Here is a 13,010-nt window from a genome sequence, read left to right on the forward strand (position 1 = left end):
TATATTTAATCCGATTGTGGTAAAAGCTGGCGGCGATCCATTTTATCTGTTAAAGACGCCACGTTTTAGTATAAGAACGAAAGTATGAAAAATCTGTTAACTAAACGGCAAAAACAGCTTAAATGTGGAACCTTCTCCCAGTTTACTTTTTACAAAAATATTTCCTTGATGCTGATCGATGATGGCTTTGACATAACTTAAGCCCAAACCAAAGCCCTTTACATTATGGATGTTGCCCTTGGTCGCCCTAAAGAATTTTTCAAAAACCTTGGACTGCTGTTCTTTGGTCATTCCTATGCCGTTATCAGTCACGCTAATTTCTATACCACTTTTGGTGTTTTGGGAGCTCACCTCAATTTTGGGTGTTTTCTCCGAATATTTTAATGCGTTTTCCAACAGGTTCATAATCACATTTGTAAAATGTACCTCGTCCACATTAAAAACGGTGAGATCGGCCCGAAGGTTGGTTTTTATTTCAGCCGATTTCTGTTCTGCCAATAGCTTAATTTTATCAACAGCTTCATTGATTAAAACATGTAAGTCGGCTTTGATTTGTACCAACTGAAAATCTTGTTTTTCGATCAACGACATTTGCAACACGCGCTCCACCTGATTGTTCATGCGCTTATTCTCCTCTTTTATTATTTTAAGGAAAGGAGATATATGTTCAGGTTTGTCAATTATGATAGGATTGCCAATATTGTCGGTGGCCAAATTTATGGTCGCAATTGGGGTTTTAAACTCATGCGTCATGTTGTTGATAAAATCCGATTTTATTTCGGATAGTTTCTTTTGGTTTAGAATGGTTCGGAAAGTAAAGTAAAAGGTAATCAGAATAAACAGGGTAAACAACAACGAAGAGCCAAGCAAAATATTTAAAGACTGGTAGATAAATAAGTTCTGATTGGGGAAATAGATGTCCAGTGCCAAGGGCGACCAGCTGCGAATCAGATCATCCGGAAACAGGTCCGCCACAAAGCCAAAATCGCTTTTGTCCCGGTTGTATTTATGAGAGCATAATTGAGTCAGCACACCATTGTTTTTGTTAATCACAGCATATTCGTAATTCAGGTCGATGCCCCGAGCCTTCAGTTCATAGTCTAGAATTCTTGTTAGGTTTTCTGTGTCAATCCGGTCGGTTGGGTTTGTGGTTCGTCTTTCTATCTCAAAACTGAATTGGTTAATAAAGTTAAGGGCGCTTAAGTCGCCACTCTTTTTGATAACCCTGTTAATAGAATCTTGCCAAAGCTGTAGGGCTTTTTGCGCGCGATAAATATCTTCCTCATTATTAATGTCAAAATTATTTTGGGCTATGATTACTTCTTTTGACTTACCATGCTGCTGAAATTCGATGTGTGTTTCAATATGGCCTCTGTTATAGGGTGATAAAGTTGATTTCTTTTTCGGTAAAAGATCCTCGGGCGATAGCCTGTCCTGTTTGTTTCCTGCCATGGGAAAATAAGGTGTGCTATTTTTTTTTGAGGTATCTTCCCGGGTAATGGAGGAGTGCCGTTGCGGTATAAATTGCCGGAAAAAATAGTTGGCTTGTTGTTCGCGTTGCATACGCTGAACGGTTGCATTCATCGCATCGTAAATTGTTGCGTTAAATTTCTCTTTTCTAACTTTAATGGCATTGTTCATCCATAAAAACTGAACCAAGATTATGCCCAATAAGGAAAAGCTCATTAATGCCACTAACCCTGTAAACGATTTTTTCTTCATCTCCTTTGTGTCTTCAAAATGCTCAAAAAGTGCCTCTGTGTCGTTTTCCAATGTAAATATATAGTATTTTCGTCCTGCTGATTTGACTTTAACTAATCATTAACTGATTTTAACCCGACCTTAACCCGTGCTGTTGAATAACTTGCTTACCTTTAAATGGTCGAAAAACTTAAGTCTTGTCAAGGTGTGGCAGTTAAACGAGCTAATATTTTTTAAAGGTTTTTATACGAGGCAAAGTGCACGGGCGGAACGTGTCCTGTTATGGCGGAAGCTACAGAAAAAAACCGTATTGCAGGAGAATGAAAAAAGGAGAGTAATATGGTTCGGGGAATTGGCATACTTAAAATAATATTCACTTAATACCCCTTGTGATGAAATTAAAAAAAATTAAAACCGTAGTGGTAATGTTGTTGGCAGCTATTTTTGTTCCAATATCTATTCTTGCTCAGCAAAACGAAGTGAAGATAACAGTTCATAAGGACGGCAGCGATTCCACTTTAAAGAACAGCTTTTATAGTACCATGTTCGATGTGCAAGATTTGGGCAAGATGCACGAGAAACTGGATAGCATCTTTTCAACGCTCGACAAAGATTTGGATAAAAAAATTAAGGTGATGGCATTTAATGCCGATTCCATGCGGAAGCATTTTAATTTTAATACCGATTTTGATTTTAAGCATGGAATAGATTCCATGTTCACATTTCGCAAATTGAGTCTCGACGACAAGAGAATCGAGAAGATTATAGATTCGTACCATAGAAAACCTGGAAAGCGGGTTTGGGTATTGGATGAAAAGTACCTCGACTCCTTGCATCACAAAGGGATGAATATAAAGGTTAAAATGGACTCGGTAACGGAAAATGGAAGAACCGTCATTAAAAAAGAAATATTAATTGAAGGAAAAGGAAAAGACGGCGAACCTATAGTGATTAAACGCTATAATGATAGTGATGAGGAACGCGAAGATATTATTGCCTACCATCAAAAGCATGGAGTCAAACATCCGGGCGAGCACGTTATAATAGAAAAAAACAATAAGCGCTTAAGACCAGGAGATTATGAGCACAAACATGTGGAAGAAATCGCTATTTCGGATGCGGAAATATTGGTGAAGGGCGGTATTTCACCAAAGGTGATTACGGCACCTGCTCTGAAGCCCAAAAATATTGAGGTCAATATAAAAGTTAAAGAAGAGTTCGGTAAGCAGGTAAAAACAATTGGTATGTCGCTGGACTTTGAAGATAAAGAAGACTTGCAAGTGCTTATCCTGGCCAGGGACGGACAGGTGGTCTTCGATGAAACACTGAAAAACTTTTCGGGTACCTATATCAAGGATATTGAGATAAATGAGGCCATAAGCCCATACTATTTCGTTGTTATACGCGACAAAAAGATGTTCGGTAGGCTAATTCAGGAATAGAAGACAAAAGGCAAGGTTTAAATTAGGGATTTAGGTTAGGCAAAGGCCGGTTCAAATAAACTGAAATCTGGCATTTGTAATTTGAAAAAATCCTTCATGTCAGCAGGCCATAGCCGTCCCAATGGCTATAGGGATATAATCTTATAATGCTGTGTTTACGCGGATCATCAATTAGAGGTTCGTAATGGGCATTTGAACCCGGATTAGGTATTATTCAATAATCCTGTCTTTGACTTTTATGGCCGGGTTACCTTTGTAAATTGAATATTTCTCAAGCTTTCCCGAGGCAACAGATTGAACGGTAACTACAGCGTGCGACTGGCAAATAGTATTTGGTGTAAGCGTTGCCCGGGCGCCAATCCAGGTTCCATCTTCCAACACAATCCTGCCTATCATCAAATCAAAAGTCTCCTTTTTAAAGTTATGATTACCGCAAAGCAACATTGCACCCTGCGAAAGGCAACAATTCTTACCAATGGTAACTTGGTCAAGGTTGTCGATCCATACATTTTCTCCAATCCAGGTATTGTTGCCAATGGTCAGTTTCCAGGGATATTTAATGTTGACACCCGGTTTAATGACCACCCCACTGCCAATTTTTGCTCCAAACATTTTTAAAAACATTTTCTTTAGCACAGAGGATGGGTTCAATGGGTTGATAAAAAACAGGACATTTACGAAGTACCAAAGCATTTTTTTAATCATGCCACCCGGTTGATACCAGCTATTGTCATATTTCGATAAATTGGTTTGTTTCATTATAAATTAGTTTAATGTTCAATAGTTAACCGTCAATGGTTAAGGTTTTCTGGCAAAGCTTTAACCCTAATGCAATTGCTTTATGTTTAACGTATTAGTTACGAACAACCCATGACCAGTAACCAATGTGATTTATGGCAATGCGTTAGCGACTTGTTCCAAAAATCAAAAATCCAATGCCAATCAAAATTCCCAAAAGATATATGGCCTTTATTTTAATGTTCTTTTCTTTAAAAAGGTAAGCGCCAAACGCAAAGGCCACAACAACGCTTCCCCTTCGCAATGCAGAAACAATGGATATCATACTCTCGGGAATGTGCAATGCATAAAAATAAAAGAAATCTGCGACAATCAGGAACAAACCGATCAAAGGAATACTCCACCGCCAAACAAAAGCGGAAGTTCTCTTCCTGTTTGGCCACCATATTGCCATAACCAATGGTACAAAGAGAACCACTTGATAAAAAGTAAAATAACATTGAACGGCCATCCGGTTAATATGTCTCAACAAAAACTTGTCGTATAATCCACTTACCGCCCCAAACAAGGTTCCCAGGATCAAAAAGAAAACCCATTTGTTTTTTCTAAAAGAAATCCCCTCCGTTTTTCCCGCAATCGAGAACATGTAGAAAAAGGTCAATGTAATTAGGATGCCGATCCATTGATAAGTGGTAAGCCTTTCGGAAAATATGATGATAGCGCCAACCAGTGTCCAGAGCGGTCCCGTGGCCCTAATTGGTGAAACGATGGTAAGCGGTAAGTGCTTCAATGCAAAAAACGAAAATATCCAGGAAGTAACCACGATGGCCGACTTCAGAAAAAGCATGGCATGCTCTTTAAAAGTGATAGGTGGAATATAAAACAGGTTGTTGATGGAAATGGTTTGTGTTTGCGAAGCAATCCATATAGGGACAAAAAAAATAGCCCCGCTCAATGAGCTAAAAAGTAGTACAGGAAGCACTGCATTGTTGTTTACCGATACTTTTTTAACGACATCGTAAATACCCAAAAACAATGCAGATACTATTGCCAAAAACCACCACATATACAATAGTTTAGTGTTAAGTGCACAAAAATAGAGATTTGTGCGAATTAGGCTTAAGATATTATCATTTTGTTTTGTAGAATGAAGATATTTAACGTAAATTTAGAAAAAGAGAACAATGGAGATGTAAAGTTTCTCTTCTGGGTGTTTCTTCCAGATTAAGCGTGAAAGTTATATCCAATCATTTAAATGGCTTTGATGAATTATCTTGTTGTTAAAAACGGTTTTGTGGTGCAAGGGTCGGCTATTATTGCCGAGGATATCTTAGTGGGTGGAAATAAGATACTGCAAATAGGTTTAAACCTTGAAAGACCTACCAGCGAAACTCCGGTTATTGATGCGACAGGAAAATATGTGATGCCCGGTGCGGTTGATATGAACCGTCATTTCCTGGATTTGAGTTCGGAAGAAGCGTCGCCGGAGGAATTAAAAAAACTAAATCAGGCAGAGATCTACAATGGTACCACCACCATGCTTGATTCGGTTGAGGACTATAACAAAAAAAACTACCTGTACAATATCTACAGAGCAAAGGAAAAAGCACAAAGAAACTTGATAGATTATGGTTTTCATTTAACCTTCTCCGATTTAAAAACGAGCATGTCAAACGCATTCGAGTATAGTTATATTCATGAAGGTATCTCCACGTTCCTGTTGAATGTGTCACTGTTGGAGAATGTGAACGTTAACATATTGGAATCCATTGTCAAAAGAGCGGCTAACAATCATCTTCTAATTATTAGCGATTTGGTGATTCCCGAAACGGAGAAAAGCGAAGCGGATGATATTAAATTGAACAAACCACTTGCCTTACGGAACCATTTCGAGGCTTTATCCATATTGGTAGAGATGGGGCTAAAGTATGGGTGCCCGCTCATGTTCTTGAATGTAAAGTTCAAAGAGGAGTTGGATATGATTCGTGAAGGAATAGATCATGGCGGCGATTTCTTTGTGAGCTTAAGTATGCCTTTCTCCATTGGCCTATCAGATCGTGTTAGGGAGAAAGGAAAGGAGACCCTGTTGGAGTTAGCCTCAGATAATGGATTAAGACCGATCAATGAAGAGGAGGTATGGCATTTAGTAAAGGACAAGAGATTCCTCATCAATCCGCCTTCGTTTAATCTAGCTATTGAGGAGGAGCCTGATGAAGCACTGGTTTTTAATAGACCCGACAAGTTTTTCTATTTGCGAAATTATTTGAGTATGCTTTACACCGTCGGTGTAGGTGAAGAAAAAATAAATATTCTGGATATGGTAGATATCGTATCAACCCGACCAGCTAAAATTATGGGGCTTTGGCCAAAAAAAGGCGTGTTGCAACCCGGTGCTGACGCCGATTTTGTAATATGGAATCCCACTTTTGATAGAAATTTATATTGTTCAATGACAAATGCGAAAGGAATTCCGGTCAAAAAATATAAGTTACGCGGCAGACCCGATTTTGTATTCGCCAAGGGTAGGATGGTATTTAATGGAGAATCGTTTTATCCAAAACACTCCGACGGCACGTTTGTGTTCAGAACCGCTCCATTAGTATTATAGGTATAAGGATTATTTTAACGACTTGTTTTTCGATCCTTTATTTTCCTCTTCTTTTAGATGTGTGTCCTCGCATTTTAAAACCCTGCCTTTGTATTTGTTTAACATGCCATAATTGTGGGTAGCCATAATTACTGTTTTCCCCATTTTTGAAATTTTCAACAATAGCTTCATTAAGTCGTCTGTGGTTTCAGGATCCAGGTTTCCTGTGGGCTCATCGGCCAATATCAAATCCGGTTCGTTTAACAGGGCTCGGGCAATGCCTATGCGTTGTTGTTCTCCTCCAGATAGTTGGTGGGGCATTTTGTAGCCTTTATGCACCATGTCAACTTGAGTCAGCACCTCACGTATACGCACATCCATTTCCTTTTTGTTTTTCCAACCCGTCGCTTTAAGCACAAAATTCAGGTTTTCATAAACAGAACGATCACTCAGTAATTGAAAGTCCTGGAAAATGATTCCCATTCTTCTCCTTAAAAAAGGAATCTGGCTCGATTTGGTTTTTTTGAGATTATAGCCAACGGAAAACACAGATCCCTCGGTAACCGATACCTCACCATACATGGCTTTTAACAAGCTCGACTTACCGCTACCCACTTTCCCAATCAGGTAAACAAATTCACCCTTTTTTACTTTCAGGTTAACATCCTTTAAAACAATGTTTTCCTGGTGGCGGATAATGGCATTTTTAAACTCCACAATGTTGTTTTGTTTATTTTCTATAGGAAGGGATTGCTTGCTGCTCATTTCTTAAATGTACTGTTATAACACTTTGATTATACAATTAGCACTTGGTACAATGCCGATGACCTGTTCCGCAAAACTGCGGAAGATTAATCACAGTTTTTTATAGCATGCCCCGATTATTTCGGGGGTGTAAATGCAATGCTTATGTCATTAACGAATCGGTATTATTAAGGTGCATTAGAATTATTGGGTGAAATTAAAAAAATAAATTGTGTTTTTGTTACGTTTTAACACGTAGATATTAAAACGGACCACTGCGAAGGAGTGTTTTCTTATTTTTTGGTACAGTACTTGATTCAATAGGCAGAAGATGAAACAGCATAGGTTAAAATTTTTATCTTTATGCCCCGAAAGAAGAAAATGCAGGTTTTATAGGTTTGAGGATTTGTAAAATTCTGATGGCAATGTAATTTAAAATCATCCTTCTGAGTGACCTGATTTTTTGCTTTCTGCCTGTGGTTGGCAGGCGGCCATGCCGGTTTCGAATATTCAGAAATAAAAGTTTATTGAATGATAAATACTAAATACCTTACCGTTACAGTTATTGCTTTTTTGTTAGGCATGCATGTATTCTCTCAACAATCCGTCGGGTTCCGGCAACCGGAAAAGGAATTTGACAAGGCGCTGGAACTGTACCGCTTAAATAAGTTTGGTTCAGCCCGTGAGCAGTTCGAAAAATTTATCGCTAACTCTGTTCGGGCCGGTTCTAATTTAATTTCCGAAGCCTATTACTACAGGGCTATTTGTGCTAAGGAATTGGAAAACGGCGATGCCCAATACCTGTTCGAAAAGTTTGTTATGGAGCATCCCGAAAGTAATAGGAAAGCATTTGCGTATTTCCACCTGGGTGATATTCAGATGAATCGCAAAAAATACAGGCAAGCATTACGCAAGTTCGAGGATGTTAAGGAACGGAAACTGGACGATGAAACTCGATATGCATACTTTTTTAAGAAAGGATATTGCCATTTTATGGAGGAAGAGTACGATGTGGCCAACCAATATTTCTACGACCTGAAAGATGTAGACAGTAAATATTATGATGCCGCCAATTATTATTACTCGCACATTCAATATCAAAAAGAAAACTACGAAACGGCGCTTAAAGGGTTTAGACGACTGGAACATGTGGAAGCCTTTAAAAAGGTGGTGCCATATTACATAGCACAAATTCATTACTTAAAAGGCGATTACGATGCATCTATCGAATATGCCTTACCGATGATGGAGAAAGGCGCTAAAAAGCGTCAGGCAGATATGGCTCGAATTGTGGGCGAATCATACTTTGCCAAAAAAGATTATGCAGAATCAACAGTGTATTTCGAGAAAACCATTGAACTGTCGGAAAATGCCCGCCGCGAAGATTATTACCATTTGGGGTTTGCCTATTATTACCGGAAAGATTACGCTAAGGCAGCCGAGTTCTTAAGTATGGTCACTTCTGCCAACGATGAAATGGCGCAGAACGCCTACTATCATTTGGCCGATTGCCACCTTAGGTTAAATGACAAAAAACGGGCTCGGGTTGCTTTCGAAGCGGCATCTAAGCTTGATTTTGACAAAGATATCCAGGAAGATGCTTTGTTTAATACCATCAAGCTAAACTATGAGTTGTCATACTCCCCGTTTAACGAGATTATAACTTCGCTGTTGGGTTTTATCGAAATGTTTCCGGAGAGCGATAAGATTGATTTGGCCTACGATTACCTGGGGAAGGTTTTTCTGACCACCAAAAATTATGAACAGGCACTTGGAGCACTTGAGCAAATAAATATTAAGAATGCCGGGGTTTATAAAGCGATTCAACGGGTAGCTTATCATCATGCCATTGATTTATTTACCAACCTAAGGTTTTCAGAGGCCATCAAAGTATTTGATTATAGCTTGCAATACGATAAGTATGACAACGACTTAAAGGTAAAGGCATACTATTGGAGGGGCGAAGCCAAATACAGATTAAACAACTTTACGGCGGCGGTGAAGGATTATAACGATTTTATTTTGATGCAGGGAAGTTACAAGACGCAATACTTCGCGTTGGCACATTACAACATTGGTTACGCCGAGTTTAAGTCCAAGAACTACGAAAATGCCAAATCGTGGTGGCGAAAATATGTAAAATTGGAAATGGACAAAGAAGCCGCTACGGTTGGAGACACCTATAACCGTATTGGTGATTGTTATTTTGTGCAGCGCGATTTCCAACAAGCCATTAACTATTATGAACAAGGGGAAGCTTTTATTGAAGGTACGCCGGATTATTCCTTGTTCCAGAAGGGTATTTCATTGGGGATACTTAAACAGCATAAACAAAAGATTTCCGAGCTGAACGACTTGATTCACAAATATCAAAACTCCAATTATGTAGATGATGCCCTTTACGAAATGGGAAAATCATATGTTGCCCTGAACGATTTGGACAATGCCATAAAAAGTTATAAAACGATAAAAGAGAAATATCCTATCAGCAGTTATGCCAAAAAGGCCATGCTACAATTGGGCTTGGTTTATTATAATGCCAACGATTACGACAATTCCATGGCTTTCTACAAACGTGTGGTAAACGAGTTTCCCGGCACACAGGAATCTACGGAATCCTTGCTGGGAATACGTAACATTTATATGGACCGAAACGATTTGGATGGTTATGTCAGGTATACCAAAACACTGGGAAGTTTTGCACGGGTGGATGAACATGAGCAAGATTCGCTCAGTTATGTTTCGGCAGAACGTTATTATATGGAGGCCAAGTGCGATATAGCGATTAAAAATTTTAAACAATACTTAAAGAGGTATCCGCAAGGACTGTTTGTGCTTAATGCAAATTACTATATGGCCGATTGTTTGTATAAGCAAGGTGATAAAACCGATGCCTTAAAAGCATACCGCTATGTTACCTCACGCGGGAAAAATATTTTTACCGAAGATGCATTGATTCGGTCGGGAGAAATCAATTATGCCATGAACAGTTATCGGGAGGCACTCAAGAACTTCCGGGAGCTGGAGCAAGTGGCTGAAATTCAAGCCAACCAGATGGAGGCCAGGATAGGAATGTTGCGATGTTATGCAAAACTGACGGATGCTGATAATTCGATAGAAGCGGCCCAAACGGTATTGGATGACCCTAAAGTTGCCGGTGAAATTGTCCGTGAAGCCCGATTTATTAAAGCAGGCGCACATATGATGAAAGGGGATACTGAAAACGCCATGGCAGAATATATGATATTGGCCAAAAACCCGCAAAGCGCCGAAGGTGCTGAATCCAAATATTTAATCACGCAACATTATTACGATACCGGAGATAAGAAAAAAGCCGAGGATGAGGTTTTTGACTTTGCTAACAAAGGCACCTCGCATCAATATTGGTTGGCAAGGAGCTTTATTGTGTTGGCGGATGTTTATGAGTCCAGCGGGGAATATTTCCAGGCCAAACAGTACCTGCAAAGTATTACCGAAAATTATAAAGGTGAAGATGATGTTCAGGGTATGGTAGCGAAACGGTTGGCCAGCCTCGAAAAGAAAATGGCCGTATCAACGGCGGAAGAGTCGGCAGATTCTTTAAATATCCAGTAATAAACCGAACTAGAATAAGCCGAAATCCAAAGGGTTTTAACTTATCTCGGTTAGTGGGCAAAATTTTTCAATACTTTTTTTGACTTAAATATCTTTTACAACTTTGTCTTTTTAATGGGCAAATTACAATAAATTAAAATTTTTTTGTTTACGTAGCTTAATCCTAATATTCTTGAAAAAAGGGTAGAATATTAGAGGAAAGGTACTGCATCTTGAATTTGATTAATATGGTTAAAATGAAGCATATCAATAAAATATCCTTACTAGCTATTTCGGTTCTTGGCACCCTGTCCGTAAACGGGCAGGAATTGAACAAGGACGTGAAGGTAGTAAGAGAATACAATCCCATAATATCCGACGCGTATAAAATTAATGAGCTGCCTGTAAATGAGGTGGATGAAGCGAGTTTTGATCCTAATTTCTCCTATAACATCCTCTCAAAGGCAATGTCCGCAGGTTTAGCTGTGGAGCCTATTTCAGCGGCGCGATTAACGCCGGAACGTAAAACGGTTTTGGATAAATCGTATGTAAAAGGCGGTTTGGGAAATTACGTGACGTTGTTCGGAGAGCTAAATTACAACCTGCTTCGTTCAGAGGAATTTGCCGTTGGCTTAAATTTAGGACATATAAGCTCGGGAGGCGATGTAAAGCTCGAGGATGATTCAAAAGTGGATGCACCTTTTCACGATACTTGGGCATCGGTTTATTTCCGCAGGTTTTGGAAAGATTATACGCTTTCCATCGATGCTGATTTCTTGCATAATATCTATCATTATTACGGTTATCAAAATTTGGATGAAACGATTGACTATTATGGGTACCCGTATTCGATGACACCTGTTTTAGGCGAAGACTTAATGGTGGATGAAAGGCAGCGATTGAGTTCGTTTGATTTAACAGTGGGTTTAAACAATAAAGTTTTGGACGATTCTGCTACACCTTTTGATGCCAACTTTACATTCGGGACATTTAGTAATGTGACTGGTGTTAAGGAAAACCATTTTGGCTTAAACGGTAAGGTTCGTGGTTTTATAAATGATATGTTTATAGATGTAATCGGTGGTTTCGATTATTACGGAACTTCAGTACCCGATTCTATTTCTCCGCTTTATCAATTCTTAGACAGAAATATGACGGTGGTAAACTTATCACCGGCGCTTGGTTTCCAGTTTGAAGGGGCTAACGTAAAAGTGGGTTTGGATATTTTTGCCCAGTTAGGCGGGCAGGACGATGACTTTAATGTGGCACCGCACTTAGAGGCCGATTTGGAAATTGCCGAAGGCATTGTAACTGCATTTGCCGGGATCAAAGGCGATTACTACGTGAATAATTATGAAAGAGTACAGCGCGAAAACAGATTTGTTTCAGCCGACCAAAATGTTAAGAATAGTTTTCATGGTATCCACTTGTTTGGGGGATTACGCGGGAACTTTAGCTCACAGACAAGCTTTACCGCCCGTTTGGACTATTCTACTTTCGATAATGAACATTTTTTTGTGAACCGCTCTTATTCCGACACCAGCCCTTTGTCATCTGCTTCAGGGCAAATGTATCAGTCTAATATATTCGACGTTGTATACGATGATGGTAACCTGTTGAGTGTTTCGGGTGAGTTGAAATACGAACCATCATCCGGCTTCAACCTCCTTTTAAAAGGAAAATACAACGGTTGGAACATGGATAACCTTAAGCAGGCCTGGCATAAGCCGGAAATGGAGCTGGGAGTATCTGCCAACTATGAGTTAATGGAGGATTTATGGGTTAACCTTGGCCTGTATTCTATCGGTAGAAAATATGCTTTGGATGTAACAAACGGCTCCGAAAAGGAGCTAAAAGGTGTTGTCGATCTAAATCTCGGAGTAAACTACTATATGAGCTCAAAATGGACACTGTTTGCCAATGTAAACAACCTGCTTATTGCCAAGTATTACCAATATAATGGTTATCCGTTGCAAGGTTTAAATATGAGGGCCGGTGTAGGGTATTCTTTTTAGTGAAGTAGTAGTTACAACTTAATATTAAATACTGTGTAACACTTGACCTGAGAATACTGTTTTGTCAAAGGATTGTTGATTTATATTAAAACCAGACAAAACTTATTCCTATATGTGTACGAATAATTACTGCTTGTAGAAGCAGTTAAGGGTCAAAACCAGTTTTGGGATTAATAGATAGGTTTTGAGATTTTGTTTTTTTGTAATAAT

The 13,010-nt window shown here is 39.1% G+C and carries 8 protein-coding genes; 4 read left to right on the forward strand and 4 right to left on the reverse strand.

The genetic code is table 11. The annotated features are described in order from the left end of the window. Window positions 1-96: 96 nt before the first annotated feature. Window positions 97-1,773 carry a sensor histidine kinase gene (locus tag ACT29I_RS14725; protein ID WP_430935060.1) on the reverse strand — a complete coding sequence of 559 codons (1,677 nt, stop codon included), beginning with the start codon at window positions 1,771-1,773 and terminating at the stop codon, window positions 97-99. A 320-nt stretch (window positions 1,774-2,093) separates the two neighbouring features. On the opposite strand from ACT29I_RS14725, the gene ACT29I_RS14730 reads away from it, so the two are divergent. Next, a complete protein-coding gene (locus tag ACT29I_RS14730) occupies window positions 2,094-3,143 on the forward strand; it encodes a hypothetical protein (RefSeq protein WP_444793820.1) in 1,050 nt (349 codons plus the stop codon). A 210-nt stretch (window positions 3,144-3,353) separates the two neighbouring features. Here ACT29I_RS14730 and ACT29I_RS14735 read toward each other — a convergent pair whose 3' ends face one another. Next, window positions 3,354-3,902 carry a WcaF family extracellular polysaccharide biosynthesis acetyltransferase gene (locus ACT29I_RS14735; protein ID WP_430935062.1) on the reverse strand — a complete coding sequence of 183 codons (549 nt, stop codon included), beginning with the start codon at window positions 3,900-3,902 and terminating at the stop codon, window positions 3,354-3,356. Between the two features lie 145 nt (window positions 3,903-4,047). Next, window positions 4,048-4,947, reverse strand: a complete 900-nt coding sequence (locus ACT29I_RS14740; protein WP_430935063.1) for an EamA family transporter — start codon at window positions 4,945-4,947, stop codon at window positions 4,048-4,050. Window positions 4,948-5,145: 198 nt separating this feature from the next. On the opposite strand from ACT29I_RS14740, the gene ACT29I_RS14745 reads away from it, so the two are divergent. Beyond that, window positions 5,146-6,489, forward strand: coding sequence for an amidohydrolase family protein (locus ACT29I_RS14745; RefSeq protein WP_430935064.1), 1,344 nt, complete (start codon window positions 5,146-5,148; stop codon window positions 6,487-6,489). 9 nt (window positions 6,490-6,498) lie between these two features. Here the strand turns inward: ACT29I_RS14745 and ACT29I_RS14750 are convergent, their stop codons facing one another. Continuing rightward, window positions 6,499-7,233 carry a cell division ATP-binding protein FtsE gene (locus tag ACT29I_RS14750; RefSeq protein ID WP_430935065.1) on the reverse strand — a complete coding sequence of 245 codons (735 nt, stop codon included), beginning with the start codon at window positions 7,231-7,233 and terminating at the stop codon, window positions 6,499-6,501. 510 nt (window positions 7,234-7,743) lie between these two features. On the opposite strand from ACT29I_RS14750, the gene ACT29I_RS14755 reads away from it, so the two are divergent. Together ACT29I_RS14755 and ACT29I_RS14760 are read left to right on the forward strand one after the other, a co-directional pair. Continuing rightward, window positions 7,744-10,806, forward strand: a complete 3,063-nt coding sequence (locus ACT29I_RS14755) for a tetratricopeptide repeat protein (protein WP_444793821.1) — start codon at window positions 7,744-7,746, stop codon at window positions 10,804-10,806. A gap of 236 nt (window positions 10,807-11,042) precedes the next feature. Next, entirely contained in the window at window positions 11,043-12,800 is a 1,758-nt protein-coding gene (locus ACT29I_RS14760; protein WP_444793822.1) for a TonB-dependent receptor, read from the forward strand. Window positions 12,801-13,010: the final 210 nt, after the last annotated feature.

This window comes from Saccharicrinis sp. GN24d3 (assembly GCF_052400645.1).
In the GTDB taxonomy this organism is placed as follows: domain Bacteria; phylum Bacteroidota; class Bacteroidia; order Bacteroidales; family Marinilabiliaceae; genus Saccharicrinis.

Coding starts and splice junctions, on each gene's coding strand:
- ACT29I_RS14730 (WP_444793820.1), top strand. CDS start 2,094: ATGAAATTAAAAAAAATTAAAACCGTAGTGGTAATGTTGTTGGCAGCT.
- ACT29I_RS14735 (WP_430935062.1), bottom strand. CDS start 3,902: ATGAAACAAACCAATTTATCGAAATATGACAATAGCTGGTATCAACCG.
- ACT29I_RS14740 (WP_430935063.1), bottom strand. CDS start 4,947: ATGTGGTGGTTTTTGGCAATAGTATCTGCATTGTTTTTGGGTATTTAC.
- ACT29I_RS14745 (WP_430935064.1), top strand. CDS start 5,146: ATGAATTATCTTGTTGTTAAAAACGGTTTTGTGGTGCAAGGGTCGGCT.
- ACT29I_RS14750 (WP_430935065.1), bottom strand. CDS start 7,233: ATGAGCAGCAAGCAATCCCTTCCTATAGAAAATAAACAAAACAACATT.
- ACT29I_RS14755 (WP_444793821.1), top strand. CDS start 7,744: ATGATAAATACTAAATACCTTACCGTTACAGTTATTGCTTTTTTGTTA.
- ACT29I_RS14760 (WP_444793822.1), top strand. CDS start 11,043: ATGAAGCATATCAATAAAATATCCTTACTAGCTATTTCGGTTCTTGGC.